Raw genomic sequence first — 14,697 nt, 5'->3', positions numbered from 1 at the left:
TCCGGCTCAAAGCTGCTGTCGCGGTCGCGCGGCACCGTCACCGGAAAGGCGCCGTCCTGGCCTTTCAGCACCTTGGTCGTGGAGCCATTCCGCCGGTTCGACTGGCCCGGCGGGGCAGCCTTGCCTTCCTCATAGCCCAGATGCGCGCTCAACTCTGCACCCAGCATACGCTCCATGAGCCGAATTTTCAGCTCCTTCAGCAACCCGCTGTCTCCGAGCAGGTCTTCAGGACGCTTCACGCCCGTCAGCAATTCGTCCAGGAGTTCCTTCGAGATGGTCATTCATACTTCCTTTCGGTGAAGTATGGACCAGATCAATTATACACAGAAGATCGGACACTCTCCGTGATCGTCCGATGGCCTGATCCGTGCCCCTTTTTTGAGAGCTCCGGCACTATGCTGATGCGCCCGGACAATTGTGCTGTCGATCATCATGTATTCGTTGTCGTGATCAGCGGCCAGATAACGAAATATCCGTTCGATGACACCGCTTTCACACCAGCGGCGCAGACGCCGGTGCACGTTTTTCCAGTCCCCGAAACGGGCAGGAAGGTCGCGCCATGGAATGCCCGCGCGATAGCGATACAGTACCGCCTCCACGAACAGACGGTTGTTCGCCGCAGTGCCGCCGACATAACCCTCACGACCGGGGAGAAGATCCTTTATCCGCTCCCACTGGTCATCGCGTAAACCATAGCGCCGCATCCCTCTGTCTCCCCCAAAACTGGGAAAACAGTCAGCACACGCAGCCATAAAGTACAACCCACACGTGCCACATTCAGGGCTTAACTGACGACACGCCGTAAAATAGATGCTTCGAAGGTCAGGGTTATGCCGCATGGCAACCAGAGTAGGCATGTACAGAGCGTTTCTGACATGAATCCGACCAACCCGAATAAAGCTTTTACCCTGCCACTTTCCTCACTGCCTGGTCTGCGAGCCCAACAACCTGTCCATTTCCCAGTGTTCCCAGTTCGGGAATATCGACCCTGCCCCCTGAAATGCCCTCGATTTGAAGTAAGGTCTGTCCATAAGAGACAGACGATGAAGAAAGCACGTTTCACACAGGAGCGGATCATCGGGATCCTGAAGGAGCATCAGGTGGGCGCGACGGCTGCGGATCTGTGCCGCAGGCACGGGATCAGCGACGCGACCTTCTACACCTGGCGGTCGAAATACGGCGGCATGGAAGTGTCGGAAGCGCGTCGGCTGACGGCTCTTGAAGAAGAGAACGCGAAGCTGAAGCGGCTCCTGGCGGAGAGCGTAATGGACGTCTCGACGCTGAAGGCCTGCTGGCAAAAAACTCGTGACGCCCGGTTTGCGGCGGGACGCCGTGGCCTGCGCGATCCGGGAGAAAGACTATTCGCAGCGACGGGCCTGCCGGCTTATTGGTATGGATCCGAAGACCTGGCGCTATGCGTCACGCCGCTCGGATGATGCCACAGTGCGGGGGCGGCTGCGTGAACAGGCTGCAGAGCGACGACGATTTGGCTATCGGCGCCTGCAGATCCTGCTCGACAGGGAGGGGCTGGTGATGAACCACAAGAAGCTGTTCCGGCTGTATCGCGAGGAAGGGCTGTCAGTCCGTAAGCATGGCGGCCGTAAACGGGCGATGGGCACGCGCTCGCCGATGATGCTGCCCGACGGGCCAAACCAGCGATGGAGCCTGGACTTCGTCTCGGACGCGCTGAACAACGGACGACGCTTCCGTGTGCTGACAGTGGTGGACGACTACACGCGAGAGTGCCTGGCGCTGGTAGCGGATACGTCGCTGTCAGGCGAACGGCTCGGCCGCGAACTCGACCGGATCGGGGAACAGCGCGGCTTTCCCATGATGATCGTCCGTGACAACCGCACCGAGATGACCTCGAACGCGATCGAGGCCTGGCAGGAAAAACGGTCGGTGCTGTGGCACTACATCGCACCAGGCAATCCGCAGCAGAACGGGTTCATCGAGAGCTTCAACCGCCGGTTCCGTGACGAATGCCTCAACGAGCACCTGTTCCGCAACCTCGCCCACGCCCGTTCGGTCATCAAGGGCTTGCGGCCTGACCACAATGCCGTCAGGCCCCACACCAGCCTCGGGGGCATGACCCCAGAGGCTTTCGCTCAACACACCGACAAGGCATACAGCAACCCACAGACCCTAACTTAAAACTGAGGGCACGCTCGGGGTAGGGTCACTTCAGGCCCAGATGATCCCGATAGCGGCGAAAGCAGGCCGCGCCACATTCCAGCCGCATCAGGGCGCCTTCGGCGATGGCCGGGGCACGACGCGAATCTTCCGCGATGAGCGGGCTGATAACCTCTGCATTCCATGTTGCGGAATGGCGCACATCCAGCACGGCATGCAGGTCGAAATAATGCCGGTCATCGGGCTGCACGCCCAATCGTTTCAGCCCTGCCGCGACCATGGCCGCCCTACCCGGCGCGGTCAGTTCGATCACGCCCAACGCGCCGACCGCGTGAAACGCCAGATGCCGGCGGCAGGCCAGACCGGACATGGTGTTGGCTAGGGCCAGCGACTGCCACACCGTCGTCTCCGATTGGGACCGCAGCCCGAGGGCATGGACCAAATGCGCCAGCATCGGACCGTGCATGCCGGCTTCCCGGCCATGACCCATTTCGTCCCAGTAATTGCGCGCCAATTCCAACTTGGGGCGCGTTGGCATACGGACCTGGACCAGTGCCGTCAGGTCCTCGAAACCCGCTTCCCCTGCGGCTTCCTGTTCAAGGAACCAGCACATGGCCTCACGGGATGCATCATGCGCCAGCCAGGGGAAAAGGCTGTCGTGCTGGCCGGGACCGGTCTGTTCCAGTTCCTCGAACCATGCGAGGAAAGCCGCGGGCTCCCGGGGAGCCTGGGCGGCGATCGGTGCGACCTGTTCGCGCAGGGAGCGCAGAAAACCCGCTTCCTCCGCCAGCAGACGGGGCAGATCCAGTCCCGCCGCACCGTCCTCCTCGGGCAGGCACGGCGTCAGCCTTAGACGATTGAGCCCGGCCAGTGCCAGATGGAGTTCCCGCTGCGCCCGGTCGCTACTCTTGCCCGTCAGGATATTGTTCATTGACACCATTCCTCTCCTGCTATCGCCGTGTCACGGTCAGGCAGATCACCGCGATCCGCTCCGCCGTGGATAGCGGACCATTCTCCAGCTCCTCACCAAAGACATCCGGATCGAGCTCAGTGGCCGCCCACGTAAACTCCCGGCCATCCAGCAGGGCCACCACATCGCGCAGGAAGGGATTGTCCCCATTGATGATTGCGGTCCCGGTATAGAGCAGCAACGTCCCGCCGGGCGTCAGCCGCTCCATGGCCGTTCTGACAATCGCCAGTGACAGGCCCGCCCCCAGCCTGCCGCCGCCATCTCGGTACAGTCTGCAACCGGGATCGGGCAGATAGGGTGGGTTGGAGATGATCAGGTCGAATGCACCCGAAAGCCCCGACAGGAGATCGCCCTGCCACGCCATGATGCCGCCGACGCCGGCAAGACCAACGTTGATCCGCGCCAGCCGCAATGCGTCGGGGTTGATATCGACCATCACCACTTCGGTTGACGGGCAGACCTGTGCAATCATGATCGCGCCAAGTCCCGTGCCGCAGCCAATGTCCACTGCCCGCACGGGCGGCGGGGCGGAGCGCAGGTGGGCCGCCAGCACCGCGCCGAACCGGTAGCTGTCGGGGCCGAAGAACACCGCATCCGCCGCCACGGTGGGAAAGGCGGAATGGAAGAACCCGTTGCCCCCCAGCGTGGAGAACCGGAACCGGCTGCGCCAGGCCCCGTTATCAGCGACAAGCATCCCTGCTTCCGTCGCCTGCGCAAAGAGGGACACGGGCAGCGCATCACGCCGGAAGGGCCGGCTCCAGCCAAAGATATCGACGGGGTTCGCCGCCCACCCATTACCCGGTCGCGCGTTGACGCGGCGCTGGGTCTCTGGCGTGGGGCAGACAAACCTGTAGCCTGATCGCAACAGCGTGATCCCCACCTGTTGCATTGCGTGATCCCGAACTGCCGCGGGGAAGATAGGATTGTCCATGATGAAGCCCCAACGCAGCACGAATTACGCCTGTTCCCACCATGCTGGCAACGCCTGCAGCTTTGGTGCGATGGAACGGCTTCCGAAGCCGGTATTGTGTATACCCCTTGTCCTGCAGTGGCTATGGCTGGGGCTACGCTATCGCAGCCTGACGCTGCCATCGGTGGTCAATCCGGCGATCGAGACCGGGGGACTGGCAGGCGAATCAAAAGCAGCCTGCCTGGCCCGGATCGGTCAGGCGCATGCGCCATGGGTCGCCCGTACCGTCCTCGTCTCCCCCGCTGACATCCCGGCGGCAGCGTCCATGGCGCGGACACTGGGCTACCCGCTGGTTGCCAAGCCCGATATCGGCTGGTGCGGCCATGGCGTGCGACGGATCGATGTCGTAGATGGGCTGACGGCCTACATCGCGGCCTTCCCCCCCGACGCCAGCTTCCTCTTGCAGGAATTCGTGCCCGGCCCCTTTGAGGCCGGACTGTTCTACAGCCGTGGCCCGACCGAAGCCCATGGCCGCCTTATCGGTCTCGCCATCCGGCATTCCCCACAGGTCACGGGCGACGGCGTGCGTTCCATCGCGGCCCTGATGGCCGCCGACCCACGGCTGTGCTCGCGGATCGGGCATTACCGGCGCGCCCTTTCCACCAGAGGGATTGACCATGTTCCGATGCGTGGCGAATGCGTCATCCTTGGCACGGTCGCGTCCCTGCGGGTGGGCGGCCGCTATGAGGATGCCATGCGGCTCAATACCCCTGCCCTTGAAGACCGTGTCGATGCCATAGCCCGCTCCATGCACGGCTTCCATTTCGGTCGCCTGGACGTACGTTTTGGCAGCGAGGCGGCCCTGCAACGCGGAGAGTTCCGGATTATCGAAATCAACGGCGCCGGATCCGAAGCCATCCAGTTCTGGGACCCGACGATGCGCCTGCGGGATGCCTATCGTGGCGTGTTCGCCAAGCAGGCGGCCCTGTTCGCGCTGGCGGCCCGGATGCGGGCCGATGGCGCGGTCCCGATCAGCGCAATGGCGCTGGCCACGGCATGGTGGCGGCAACTCAGGCTGATGCGGCGCTATCCTTCGTCCAATTAGTTCATATGTGCAGCCCGGATCATGATCTGGAAACAGGCTCCGCATCTGTATGACCCTGATCGGCGCTGTCATGCCATGATACGTGGTTCCACCGCCTCACCCCTTCTGCAATCGGGGAAGCAGGCGTTCCAGTCGCAGCCTCCCCCGGCTGTCCGTCAGCCGCCAGGCTGCCAGGTAGGCCGCGGCTGTCGCGCCGATCAGGTTGCCACTGACGATAAGTGACATCAGCAGGACCTGGTACCTTGAGGCTGCCAAGGGGTTCATCCCCGCCAGGATCTGCCCTGTCATGATTCCGGGCATGGTAATGATCCCGGCGGCCGCCATCTGGTTCAGCGTCGGCAGCAGGGCCGTCCGGATGGCCTGGCGAATCAGGCCGTTCATTGCCTGCGCGCGGGTCGCGCCGAGAATGATCCGCGCCTCGATGGCCTGCCGTTCGCGCGTGATGGCGGACAGGAGTGTATTCATCGACAGGCTTGTTGCATTCATGACATTGCCCAGCAGCAGGCCCGTCAGGGGAATGGCCGTGCGGGCCACATACCACGGGTGGGGCTGGAGGCCGGTCAACAGCCCGATCAGCACCACGATGACCGTCCCTGTTACCGTGGAGGCACCCGCGATCCCGAAATGCCACCACAGACCAAGGCGGACCTGCTGGCGTGACCCGGCTTCCCGGGCGGCGGCGGTGAACATGAAGGCCAGCAGCCCGATGGTCAGCCACACGGAGGCATGACCAAACACGAACAAAAGCACACTGCCGACAAGCGCAAGCTGTACCGCCATGCGCACGGCGGAAACCAGCAGCACCCGCTGCAACCCCAGCGACAGCAGGAACGACAGCGCGCTGCCGATGGCGATCAGGGCAGCGGCCACCAGCATGTCCCCGGTCGTCAGCACTATGGGTGTCATGGCGCGATTTCTTCCATGTGTCCCCGTGCCATCCGGAACCGCGTCCCGGCCATGCGCCCCGCCTGCCCCATGTCGTGCGAGACCAGGACAATGGCCGTCCCCTGCGCCCTTGCCTCCTGAAGAACGGCTTCAACCCTGTCCGTCGTGGCGGCATCCAGCGCCGAACAGGGTTCATCAAGCAGCAGGACACGGGGATGCAGCAGCAGGGCGCGGATCAGGGACAGCCGCTGGCGTTCCCCCGTGGACAGGCGTGACAGCGGCGAGCGCAGGCAGTCTTCCCGCAGGCCAAGGCGCGCGACCAGCGCGCGCACCGCGTCCGTATCCACCATGTGGTCCAGCACGATATCGGACCACCACGCAGGTTCCGCCGGGACATATTGCACCAGGCGGCGCCACTGCGCCGCAGGCATGCCCGAGCAGGCCTGTCCATCGATGCGTGCATCGCCTTCATGCGGGTCAAGATCCGCGATCATGCGCAGCAGTACCGACTTCCCGCTGCCTGATGACCCGGTGATCGCCACGCACGCCCCCGCCGGGACAGTGAATGCAAACGGGCCACCATGGACGCTGCGCAAGGCCAGTACCTCCAGCGCCACAGGCCTGGCCTGATCTGTCGCTACAGTCATCCATCCTCCTGAACAGCCATCCCTGCCCGTTCGCGCGAAGACATCAGCCACGTTGCGTCCAGTCCCGGGCCTTTTCCCATATCTGAATTTCTCGATATGAGGAAATATTATATCCTCGCCGGACATGGCGACCGGCATCGCGCCGGTGTGCATGGCCCGGGCTACGGTCCATTTATGGACAGGTCCCGGCGACAGGACGGCCTGCCCCCGCGCCAGCCCGATGAAACCGGCCAACGCTGTAGGCGTTGGGAACCCTGCCTGTTTGCCCATAATCGGATATTACCATGATGCTGGATCGCCGTTCCTTTCTGGCATTGTCCGGACGAACGACGCCGGCGGCCATGATCCCGCGCCGGGGCCGTGGCGCTGGCCCCGTCATGGGTGGAAAAGCGGACCATACGCTGCGGATCGCCACGGGACAGGTCGAACTTGCCCCCGGGCGCATCATTTCAACCACGCTTTATAATGGCCAGTTTCCCGGCCCCCTGCTGCGGCTTGAGGAAAGCAGGCTCAGCGTGATCGACATCTTCAATGATACCGATACGCCGGAACTGGTGCATTGGCATGGCCGGGGGCGATCTCAACCGTGGTACCTATACCGGGCAGGTCGGGCTGGTCTATATCGAGCCGAAGGATAATCCTGGCGCCCATGACCGCGAGATATTCCTTGTGCTGAAGGAATTCGCGCCATTCTTCAGCCGTGGCGGCGACATGGCGGTGGGTGCGCTTGCGGGCGACCCGGTAGCCGAACTCCAGCGGCTGGGAAAGGGCGCCGACGCGGTCGCCACGCAAGGGACGAAGGGGTTCGAGGTCGGCTACAGGTCATTCACGATCAACGGCCCATTCAATAAGGTGGCGTATAAGCTGGTGCTGCCGGATAGGGCGCCGTCGGGTAAGCAGGCACGACCGGCACGACCGGTACAGGCATCGCCACGCCTGTAGTGGCAGCAACCACGCCCGCGATCAGTCCGGTTACCGCCGCCACAAGCAGGTACTGCGCTCCGGACTGCATCCAGTAATAGCCTGATGGCGGTGCCCACAGGCCATGGTAGCGCCGCCAGTCACGGCCCCGCCACTGCCACGACGGTCATGACCGCCATGCCCCCATGGCGGATCCGCACGGGCCGTCGCACTGGTCAGGATCAGGCAGGCTGACAGGATGGCGGCCGGAAATCGATCTATCATGGTGCCTCCATCGGCAAGCAGGGTAAGGAACACAGGCTCTCATGGCTTATGCATGAACGTACGCCCCCCCCCCGCGCCAGGACAGGGATTGACATTATTTTATATATCCACAATCAAAGATATATGGATATGGAATCGGCCCTTGCCGCGCTCAGCGCCCTGTCCCAGTCCACGCGGCTGGCTATCTTCCGCCTGCTTGTGCGCCATGAACCGGACGGCCTGCCCGCCGGAGATGTCGCTCGCCATCTTGATATGCCGCAGAACACGATCTCGACCCACCTCGCGATCCTGACACGTGCCGGCCTGCTGAGCGCGCAACGCCACAGTCGGCAGATCGTCTATCGCGCCTGTCTTTCTCGCCTGCAGGACCTGATGCTCTTCCTCGTCAGGGACTGCTGTGCGGGCAGTCCCGAACTCTGTGCGCCCCTGATCGCGACCCTGTCCTCCTGCTGTCCGTCCCCCGAATCCTGCTCATGACCATCACGATCTATCACAACCCGGCCTGCGGCACGTCGCGCAATGTGCTGGCACTGATCCGCAACAGCGGCGAGGAGCCTCGCATTATCGAGTATCTGAAAACGCCTCCCAATCGTGCGGAACTGGTCGATCTGATTGCCCTTATGGGCGTTCCGGTGCGCTCGGTCCTGCGGGAAAAGGACACGCCCTTTCACGAACTTGGCCTCGATAATCCGGCCCTGAGCGATGACGCGCTGATCGATGCCATAATCGCACACCCAATCTTGATGAACCGACCGATCGTCGTCACCCCGCTCGGCGTTGCGCTCTGCCGTCCGTCCGAGACGGTTCTGGACATCCTGCCCAACCCACAGCAGGGCGCATTCGTCAAAGCGGACAACGAGAAAACCGTCGATGAATCCGGAAAGCGGATCGTCTGATGCTGGCGCTTCTGATTTTCGTTGTCACGCTGGTTTTTGTCATCTGGCAGCCTCGGGGGCTGGGCATCGGCTGGAGCGCAATGGCAGGTGCCGCCGTGGCTCTGGCGGCTGGTGTGATCCACTGGCACGACATTCCGGTCATCTGGCACATCGTCTGGGACGCGACCTTCACCTTTATCGCGCTGATCGTTATCTCGCTGTTGCTGGACGAGGCCGGGTTCTTCCATTGGGCCGCCCTGCACGCGGTGCGTTGGGGCAAAGGGCGAGGCCAGACGCTATTCCCGCTGATCGTGGTGCTGGGAGCGGCCATTGCAGCGGTTTTCGCCAATGACGGCGCGGCCCTGCTGCTCACGCCCATTGTCATCGCCATCCTCACTCAGCTCCGCCTGAGCCATACTGCAGCCCTGGCCTTCATCATAGCGACCGGCTTCGTCGCGGACACCACCAGCCTGCCGCTGGTCATCTCCAATCTGGTGAACATCGTCAGCGCCAATTTCTTTGGCATTGCGTTCGATCGCTATGCCACGATCATGGTCCCTGTCGATCTGGTAGCACTTGGTGCAACGCTGGCCGTCTTGTGGCTGTGGTACCGGCGGCAGGTGCCTGCGACCTATCCCGTCGCCGAACTGCCCGCACCTGCCACGGCCATTCGTGACCCTCATGTATTCCGGGCGGCATTTCCGCTGCTAGCCCTGGTTCTGGCGGCCTATTTCCTGACCGCGCCGTTTCATATCCCGGTCTGTGTCGTAGCCTGCCTGGCTGCTGCAATCCTGCTGCTCGTCGCCGGATATGGCCGGGTGATCTCTGTTCGCAAGGTGCTGCGGGGTGCTCCGTGGCAGATCGTGATCTTCTCCCTAGGCATGTATCTGGTGGTCTATGGGCTGCGCAATGCCGGGCTGACCGACTATCTTGCGACCGCACTGGTCTGGCTCGGTCATCAAGGGACGTTCACGGCCACCATCGGCACCGGCTTTCTAGCGGCTGTTCTGTCGTCCATCATGAACAATATGCCGAGTGTGCTGGTCGGGGCGCTGGCGATCCAGCAGGCTCACGACATCACGCCGCTGACACGCGACCTGATGATCTATGCCAACGTCATCGGCTGCGACCTCGGGCCGAAATTCACGCCCATTGGTAGTCTCGCAACACTGCTGTGGCTGCATGTGCTGGCATCCAAGAATCATCGGGTCACGTGGGGGCAATACATGAAGGTCGGGCTGGCCATCACCCCGCCGGTCCTGCTGGCCACGCTCATCGCGCTGGCCCTGTGGCTGCCCCGGGTCAGCCACCCGTAACGCATGAAGGGAACCGCTCCATGACCGCACCTGACCTGCCCGCCCTGCATCCGGAATATCTCGAACGGGTTGACCTCGCGCGGCTTGAGCCACACCCACGGGTTGACCATCCGCCCCGCATCCTGCTGCTCTATGGCTCGCTGCGACCACGCTCGTTCAGCCGCCTGCTGGTGCTGGAGGCGGAGCGCATCCTGAAAGCCCTCGGCGCGGAAACGCGGATATTCGACCCGACCGGCCTGCCGGTGGCGGATTCCGTACCTGCCACCCATCCGAAGGTGCAGGAACTGCGCGCACTCTCGCTCTGGTCGGAAGGCCAGGTCTGGTGCAGCCCCGAACGGCACGGTAACATAACCGCTGTGTTCAAAAACCAGATCGACTGGTTGCCACTGTCCGAAGGCTCGATCCGTCCGACGCAGGGCCGCACGCTGGCGGTGATGCAGGTCTCAGGCGGATCGCAAAGCTTCAATTCCGTCAATGCCCTGCGGGTTCTGGGCCGATGGATGCGGATGTTCTCCATCCCCAACCAGTCCAGCGTGCCGATGGCCTATACGCAATTCGGTGATGATGACCGGATGAAGCCCTCCCCGCTCTATGACCGCATGGTGGATGTCATGGAGGAACTGATGAAGTTCACATGGCTGCTGCGGGACCGGGCCGATTACCTCGTTGATCGCTATAGCGAGCGCAGGCAGGACCATCGCCCGCCTGAAGCGCGGTGAGGCCGGGACGGGACGGGACGGAACCGTTCAACGTGGTGATTGCGGATGGCGGCCATGCTGCGGGGCCGTAAGCCTGCTACGCTCCAGCCAACGCCAAAGCGGCAACACTTCAGGCTTACCGTATCCGTGATCCTGTGATCTGGATTAATAAACCCCAATCTTCGTGCGACCATCTTGTCGCTTTATCAAAGCTCTTGTAAAAACAAAAAGAAATACTTTGTCATGAACATAGCGTTATGGAATATTTCCAATTGAAAACCTCCATAAACAGTAAAATCCGTCACGATCCACAAGAAACTACCAAGGTTCTTGTGGTCAACACCCTCCTGACGTGAAGACAAACACCGTGTCCTGATTTCGCATATAGCGATCTTCCTATACCGCCTTGATGTGCCTGGGCATCATAGCCTGCTCATGCCGTTGGCCACGGTCGTTCGAGATTACCAGGATAAAAGCAATAGTGGCGGTCACCGATATTGTACCGGCCCACCTGACCGACACCACTACGAAAGGGGTTCACCCCATGTTACCCTTACAGTCGAGTTGCGCCCTGCCTGAGGCTGCCACGTCTCGAAATGGACGGGAAGGCATCTGTCTTGATCATGACCAGTCCTTGCAGCAATGGATCCTTGCATGATGACCGAAACCTGCAAGGTCCTGATGATCTTCCCGCTTTTCAACGCCAATTCATTCTGGAACTACAAGGAAGCCTGCGATCTTGCGGGCGCACGCTATCCGGCGGCCCCCCTTGGCCTGGTCACGGTCGCAGCCCTCCTGCCCCGGGACTGGGAAGTCCGGTTGGTCAACCGCAATACCGAAGACCTTGTGGATGCCGATTACGACTGGGCCGACATGGTCATGACCGGCGGCATGCTGCCGCAGCGCAATGATGCGCTGCACATCATCGAGACCTGCCGCGCGCGCGGCAAGCCGGTGGTGGTGGGTGGCCCCGACGTGACCTCTAGCCCATCGCTTTACAGCGCCGCCAATTTTCAGGTACTGGGCGAGGCCGAGGAAATCATGGATGATTTCGTCGCGGCCTGGCGCAGCGGTGCGCGGCAGGGCGTGTTTGAAGCACCAATGGGCAAGACGGATGTTACAAAAAGTCCGTTGCCGCGCTTTGATCTGCTCAAGCTTGACCAGTACCTACATGTTGGCATCCAGTTCTCGCGTGGGTGTCCGTTCAGTTGCGAGTTCTGCGACATCATTGAACTCTATGGCCGAGTGCCGCGCACCAAGACCAATGCGCAGGTCATGGCCGAACTCGATGCCCTGTACGCGCTTGGCTATCGCGGACATGTGGATTTTGTCGATGACAACCTGATTGGCAACAAGAAGGCGCTCAAGAAATTCCTGCCCGACCTGAAACGCTGGCAGAACGAGAAGAACTTTCCATTCGAGTTCTCGACCGAGGCATCGATCAACCTTGCCGATGATGCCGACCTGCTGCGCAGCCTGGCCGATACCAATTTCTTCGCCATATTCGTCGGCATCGAAAGCCCGGATACAGACTCCCTCGTGCTGATGCAGAAAAAGCAGAACACGCGGCGCAGCCTGCAGCAGAGCATCGAGACAATCCACAAGGCCGGGATTTTCGTCAATGCGGGCTTCATCGTGGGTTTCGACAGCGAAAAGGGCAGTGTCGCCCAGGGCATGATCGACTGTATCGAGGATACGTCCATCCCAGTCTGCATGGTCGGCCTGCTTTACGCCCTGCCCACGACGCAGCTGACGCGGCGCCTGCTGGCGGAAGGCCGCCTTTTTTCCGGCAGTGAACAGACGCAGTCGGGCGACCAATGCACGGCGGGGCTGAATTTCGAGACAAAACGCCCGCGTCGCGACGTGCTGAACGATTACAGGACGGTGCTTGCGGCCATCTATGACCCAGTCGCCTATTTCGGCCGCGTGCGCAGGCTGGGCCGGATGCTCGGGCGCAAGCGCGCGCACCGGATGATAAAGGGTGATTTGCGCAGCTTTGTCCGGCTCATGTTCCGCATCCACCGTGCGGGGCCGGGAACGGCCGGGCAGTTCTGGCGCATGATGCTGGACTGCGCCCTGCATAACCCGCGCGCGCTGCCCTATGTGGTGATGACAAGCGCGCTTTACCTGCATCTTGGCCCGTTTTCACGCCAGGTCATTGCCGAGATCGACCGCGAGATCGCGGATGTGGAACAGGGCCGCTGGCATGTGCCGCCCGTTGTACGTCATGTCAAGGCAGAACTCGTGCCAGCCTAAACCGTGTTAAGGGAAGATGAAGGAGTATGCATGATGTACAATAAAGGCGCTAATATGCATTGCCTGTTAAAGCGCATTTCGTATAAATTCCGACATAACGAAGCTATTCCACTTATCAAAATATATATTGAATTAATGAAAAGAATTGTTCAATAAATAATTTGTTTTAGATTTTATTATACGATATTTTTTCGAAAAATGAGGCGCATCTGGCATAATCATCATATATGGTTACATACAATCATATTATTGAAAACCTGCTCTTTTGCATATGCCCAGCCTGTTCCCGTAAGCGTGCTGAGCGCGGGCGTTACGCCACAGCAGAATATTCCCGACCATATTGACCCGCGCACCCATCTGTCCGGCAACTGGGGCGGAATACGGAACTGGCTGCTGGCACAGGGAATTGATATCCGTATATCGGATACCAATGAATTCTGGTCCAACCCGGTGGGGGGCGCGCAGGCATCCAGCAACTACATCGGGTCCGCCGCGGTTGAAATGGTGACGGATCTGCACACCCTGACGGGCCTGCCACTGGGTACATTTGACATCAGCGCCATGGAAATCCGTGGGCGACCATTCAGTAATACGCCCCTGTATGTTTTCAACCAGACATCGAATATCGAAGCGGATGATAACGGGCGGCTATATGAACTGTGGTACAGCCAGAAATTCATGGGAGAACGCCTGGCCTTCCGGATTGGCAAGCTGGATCTCGGGCATGACTTCATGGTCAGCAGCGTCGGGCTGAACTTCCTCAACGCGTCCTTTTCCTGGCCCATCATGCCCGATAATGACCTGTATGACCAAGGCCCCGTCTCCCCCGTGGCCACGCCTGCGATACGGTTGCGCTATACCCTGTCCCCACACTGGAATTTCCTGTTCGCGGCAGCCGATGACAATCCTGTGGGCGGCCCCTTCATCAACGCGAAGGACCCGTGGAACCAAAACCGCGACCCCGGTGGCACGCGCTTCAGTTTCCGCACGGGCGCTCTTTTCTTCGGGGAGGTCCAGTACCGGCGGACCCTGTACGGAAGGCAGGGCACATATAAACTTGGCGGTTACTTTGATACCGGACGCTTTCCCGACCAGTCCGATCTCAGAAAAAACCATAAAACCAACTGGGCCGTCTACGCCATTGCGGATCAGACGCTGCAGCATTTCGGGCGAATAACGGAGCTTGACGCTTTCATTCGGGGGAACTGGACAGCGGACACCGACCGCAACCAGATCGTCTATGCCGCAGATGCTGGGTTGTCCCTGAAGGGGCCGTTTGGACGTGCAGGCGACATGGCGGGGTTTGGTGCGGGCCTGGGGGCGGCTAGTCCCTATCTTGCCCAGGCGGACCGGCGTTCTGGCCTGCCCATGCAGGGCACCGAATATCATCTGGAGTTGACCTATCAGATCCCAATCACGCCATGGTTCATGCTTCAGCCTGATATTCAGGGCATCATATCGCCCAGTGGTGGTGTTCTCGATAATAAAGGGCAGCATGTGCATGACGAAGCCATCTTCGGTCTGCATAGCAGCGTAACATTCTGAACCACTCTGTACAAGGTTTTTTTGAAAAGATCCGACCAGACTGTGTTGTCCCGCCTTTTCATTCCAGGTTCATCTAGCAGCCTGTCGGGTTGGGCATTTTGCGGCTGATAACGCCGAGGCTGACCCGGCTTATGCTGCCTGAAGCCGTGCCATTCTTTTGCAGTTGTATGCG

15 protein-coding genes and 1 pseudogene are annotated in these 14,697 nt (G+C 60.9%); 10 read left to right on the top strand and 6 right to left on the bottom strand.

Features of this window, described 5'->3' with window-relative positions:
• Nucleotides 1-281, bottom strand: a 281-nt coding sequence (locus tag CFR71_RS14125) for a transposase (RefSeq protein WP_207781402.1), incomplete at its 3' end; no start/stop codon positions are given.
• Nucleotides 282-342: 61 nt separating this feature from the next.
• Nucleotides 343-704, bottom strand: a pseudogene (locus tag CFR71_RS14120) (IS5 family transposase); the annotation flags it as partial.
• Between the two features lie 339 nt (nt 705-1,043).
• On the opposite strand from CFR71_RS14120, the gene CFR71_RS14115 reads away from it, so the two are divergent.
• Nucleotides 1,044-2,154, top strand: a protein-coding gene (locus tag CFR71_RS14115; RefSeq protein ID WP_095666531.1) for an IS3 family transposase whose coding sequence is annotated in 2 segments (ribosomal slippage) — nt 1,044-1,291 and nt 1,290-2,154 — 1,113 coding nt in all. Because the reading frame shifts where the segments join, the coding sequence is not laid out codon by codon here.
• Between the two features lie 25 nt (nt 2,155-2,179).
• On the opposite strand, the gene CFR71_RS14110 is transcribed toward CFR71_RS14115, so the two are convergent.
• Nucleotides 2,180-3,064 (bottom strand): iron-containing redox enzyme family protein, encoded by an 885-nt coding sequence (locus tag CFR71_RS14110; protein WP_010509894.1) that lies wholly within the window; start codon nt 3,062-3,064, stop codon nt 2,180-2,182.
• Between the two features lie 19 nt (nt 3,065-3,083).
• A complete protein-coding gene (locus tag CFR71_RS14105; protein WP_010509896.1) occupies nt 3,084-3,992 on the bottom strand; it encodes a methyltransferase in 909 nt (302 codons plus the stop codon).
• A gap of 40 nt (nt 3,993-4,032) precedes the next feature.
• On the opposite strand from CFR71_RS14105, the gene CFR71_RS14100 reads away from it, so the two are divergent.
• Nucleotides 4,033-5,118: an ATP-grasp domain-containing protein gene (locus CFR71_RS14100; RefSeq protein WP_010509898.1), complete on the top strand. Its 1,086-nt coding sequence runs from the start codon at nt 4,033-4,035 to the stop codon at nt 5,116-5,118.
• 96 nt (nt 5,119-5,214) lie between these two features.
• Here CFR71_RS14100 and CFR71_RS14095 read toward each other — a convergent pair whose 3' ends face one another.
• Nucleotides 5,215-6,024: an ABC transporter permease gene (locus CFR71_RS14095; RefSeq protein ID WP_010509899.1), complete on the bottom strand. Its 810-nt coding sequence runs from the start codon at nt 6,022-6,024 to the stop codon at nt 5,215-5,217.
• Nucleotides 6,021-6,650 (bottom strand): ABC transporter ATP-binding protein, encoded by a 630-nt coding sequence (locus tag CFR71_RS14090; RefSeq protein ID WP_025440182.1) that lies wholly within the window; start codon nt 6,648-6,650, stop codon nt 6,021-6,023. The genes CFR71_RS14095 and CFR71_RS14090 overlap by 4 nt, the downstream gene beginning before the upstream one ends.
• A 284-nt stretch (nt 6,651-6,934) precedes the next feature.
• Here CFR71_RS14090 and CFR71_RS17010 point away from each other — a divergent pair, with 284 nt between their 5' ends.
• The 8 genes from CFR71_RS17010 to CFR71_RS14045 all read left to right on the top strand — a co-directional run bounded on the left by CFR71_RS17010 (nt 6,935) and on the right by CFR71_RS14045 (nt 14,525).
• Nucleotides 6,935-7,288 carry a multicopper oxidase domain-containing protein gene (locus CFR71_RS17010; RefSeq protein ID WP_231289981.1) on the top strand — a complete coding sequence of 118 codons (354 nt, stop codon included), beginning with the start codon at nt 6,935-6,937 and terminating at the stop codon, nt 7,286-7,288.
• Nucleotides 7,215-7,592, top strand: a complete 378-nt coding sequence (locus CFR71_RS17005; RefSeq protein WP_010509905.1) for a multicopper oxidase — start codon at nt 7,215-7,217, stop codon at nt 7,590-7,592. The genes CFR71_RS17010 and CFR71_RS17005 overlap by 74 nt, the downstream gene beginning before the upstream one ends.
• Nucleotides 7,593-7,958: 366 nt before the next feature.
• Nucleotides 7,959-8,312 carry an ArsR/SmtB family transcription factor gene (locus CFR71_RS14070; RefSeq protein WP_025440180.1) on the top strand — a complete coding sequence of 118 codons (354 nt, stop codon included), beginning with the start codon at nt 7,959-7,961 and terminating at the stop codon, nt 8,310-8,312.
• Nucleotides 8,309-8,731 carry an arsenate reductase (glutaredoxin) gene (gene arsC / locus CFR71_RS14065; protein ID WP_025440179.1) on the top strand — a complete coding sequence of 141 codons (423 nt, stop codon included), beginning with the start codon at nt 8,309-8,311 and terminating at the stop codon, nt 8,729-8,731. The genes CFR71_RS14070 and arsC overlap by 4 nt, the downstream gene beginning before the upstream one ends.
• On the top strand, nt 8,731-10,026 hold the full coding sequence (locus CFR71_RS14060) for an arsenic transporter (protein ID WP_025440178.1): 1,296 nt from the start codon (nt 8,731-8,733) through the stop codon (nt 10,024-10,026). Before arsC ends, CFR71_RS14060 begins: the two co-directional genes overlap by 1 nt.
• Nucleotides 10,027-10,046: 20 nt before the next feature.
• On the top strand, nt 10,047-10,745 hold the full coding sequence (arsH, locus tag CFR71_RS14055) for an arsenical resistance protein ArsH (RefSeq protein ID WP_025440177.1): 699 nt from the start codon (nt 10,047-10,049) through the stop codon (nt 10,743-10,745).
• Between the two features lie 633 nt (nt 10,746-11,378).
• Nucleotides 11,379-12,980, top strand: a complete 1,602-nt coding sequence (locus tag CFR71_RS14050) for a B12-binding domain-containing radical SAM protein (RefSeq protein ID WP_025440176.1) — start codon at nt 11,379-11,381, stop codon at nt 12,978-12,980.
• Between the two features lie 294 nt (nt 12,981-13,274).
• Nucleotides 13,275-14,525: a carbohydrate porin gene (locus tag CFR71_RS14045; protein WP_239020142.1), complete on the top strand. Its 1,251-nt coding sequence runs from the start codon at nt 13,275-13,277 to the stop codon at nt 14,523-14,525.
• Nucleotides 14,526-14,697: the final 172 nt, after the last annotated feature.

The organism is Novacetimonas pomaceti (genome assembly GCF_003207955.1).
Classification (GTDB): domain Bacteria; phylum Pseudomonadota; class Alphaproteobacteria; order Acetobacterales; family Acetobacteraceae; genus Novacetimonas; species Novacetimonas pomaceti.
This window is presented reverse-complemented; position numbering and strand designations above follow the sequence as displayed.

Coding starts and splice junctions, on each gene's coding strand:
- CFR71_RS17005 (WP_010509905.1), top strand. CDS start 7,215: ATGGCCGGGGGCGATCTCAACCGTGGTACCTATACCGGGCAGGTCGGG.
- CFR71_RS17010 (WP_231289981.1), top strand. CDS start 6,935: ATGATGCTGGATCGCCGTTCCTTTCTGGCATTGTCCGGACGAACGACG.
- CFR71_RS14070 (WP_025440180.1), top strand. CDS start 7,959: ATGGATATGGAATCGGCCCTTGCCGCGCTCAGCGCCCTGTCCCAGTCC.
- CFR71_RS14095 (WP_010509899.1), bottom strand. CDS start 6,024: ATGACACCCATAGTGCTGACGACCGGGGACATGCTGGTGGCCGCTGCC.
- CFR71_RS14105 (WP_010509896.1), bottom strand. CDS start 3,992: ATGCAACAGGTGGGGATCACGCTGTTGCGATCAGGCTACAGGTTTGTC.
- CFR71_RS14110 (WP_010509894.1), bottom strand. CDS start 3,064: ATGAACAATATCCTGACGGGCAAGAGTAGCGACCGGGCGCAGCGGGAA.
- arsH (WP_025440177.1), top strand. CDS start 10,047: ATGACCGCACCTGACCTGCCCGCCCTGCATCCGGAATATCTCGAACGG.
- CFR71_RS14060 (WP_025440178.1), top strand. CDS start 8,731: ATGCTGGCGCTTCTGATTTTCGTTGTCACGCTGGTTTTTGTCATCTGG.
- CFR71_RS14100 (WP_010509898.1), top strand. CDS start 4,033: ATGATGAAGCCCCAACGCAGCACGAATTACGCCTGTTCCCACCATGCT.
- arsC (WP_025440179.1), top strand. CDS start 8,309: ATGACCATCACGATCTATCACAACCCGGCCTGCGGCACGTCGCGCAAT.
- CFR71_RS14090 (WP_025440182.1), bottom strand. CDS start 6,650: ATGACTGTAGCGACAGATCAGGCCAGGCCTGTGGCGCTGGAGGTACTG.
- CFR71_RS14050 (WP_025440176.1), top strand. CDS start 11,379: ATGATGACCGAAACCTGCAAGGTCCTGATGATCTTCCCGCTTTTCAAC.